The sequence below is a fragment of the Streptomyces longispororuber genome (assembly GCF_014656095.1).
In the GTDB taxonomy this organism is placed as follows: domain Bacteria; phylum Actinomycetota; class Actinomycetes; order Streptomycetales; family Streptomycetaceae; genus Streptomyces; species Streptomyces longispororuber.
Window position 1 is genome coordinate 1 of record NZ_BNBT01000324.1, and the last position, 1,130, is coordinate 1,130.

At 70.0% G+C, this 1,130-nt stretch carries 1 protein-coding gene; it reads left to right on the top strand.

Annotation, left to right across the window (positions count from 1 at the left end):
• Window positions 1–48: 48 nt before the first annotated feature.
• A partial coding sequence (locus tag IE330_RS39820) for a sensor histidine kinase (RefSeq protein ID WP_190140810.1) occupies window positions 49–1,130 on the top strand: 1,082 nt, incomplete at its 3' end.

Genomic DNA, 1,130 nt, shown 5'->3' on the forward strand with positions numbered 1-1,130 from the left:
CACCCGCGGTTTGGTCCGTGGGCGGGGTTGGGGTTGCAGGTGGTTGTGGTGGTGGTGTTGGTGGTGCGGCGGGTGTGGCCGTTGTTGGTGTTGGGTGTGGCGACGGTGTCGGCGGTGTTGATGTCGTTGTCGGTGTGGTTGGCGCCGGGGTTGTTGGTGACGTCGGTGGATGGGTCGGGGGTGTGGGTGCCGTTGGCGGCGCCTTTTGCGGCGTATTCGGCGGTGGTGTATTCGTCGCGGCCGCGGGGTGCGTGGGTGTTGGCGGGTGTGTTGACGTTGGTGGCGACGCGGTTGTGGGAGTTGAAGTTCGCGGTGGTGGCGTCGGGGGTGTTGTTGACGGCGGTGCCGGCGTTGTTGGGGATGTATGTGGCGGCGCGGCGGGGGTTGATTGCTGCGTTGACGGAGCGGGCGGAGCGGGCGGAGCGGGAGCAGTTTTTGCTGGCGGAGCGGGCGCGGGCGGAGGAGCGGGTGCGGCTTGCGGGGGAGATGCATGATGTGGTGACGCATCGGGTGTCGTTGATGGTGTTGCAGGCGGGGGCGTTGCGGGTGGTGGCGACGGATGAGCGGGTGCGGGCGGAGGCGGAGGGGTTGCGGGCTGCGGGGTGTCAGGCGTTGGAGGAGTTGCGGGATTTGGTGGGGGTGCTCCGGTCGCCGGAGAGTGCGGCGGGTGTGGTGGGTGCGGTGGGTGACGGCGGTGGTGTGGGTGGTGTGGGGCCGGGTGGTGTGGGGGCTGGTGGTGTGGGGCCGGGGGGTGTGTCGGATTTGGGGTTGTCGGTGTTGGTGGAGGAGTCGCGGGCGGTGGGGGTGGAGGTGGAGTTGAGTGAGGTGGGGGACCGGTCGGTGTCCTCGCCGGTGGTGGCGCGGACGGCGTATCGGATCGTGCAGGAGGCGTTGACGAATGTGCGTAAGCACGCGCCGGGGGCGGGGGTGTGGGTGGAGGTGCGTTACGAGGCGGACCGGGTGCGGGTACGGGTGCGGAACACGGCGCCGGGTGGGCCGGTGGACCGGGAGCTGGCTTCCAGCGGGTCGGGCACGGGGTTGAAAGGGCTGCGTCAGCGGGTGGAGTTGGTCGGCGGCACCTTCGAGTACGGACCCCGCCCCGACGGCGGCTTCCACATCGAATCCGTCCT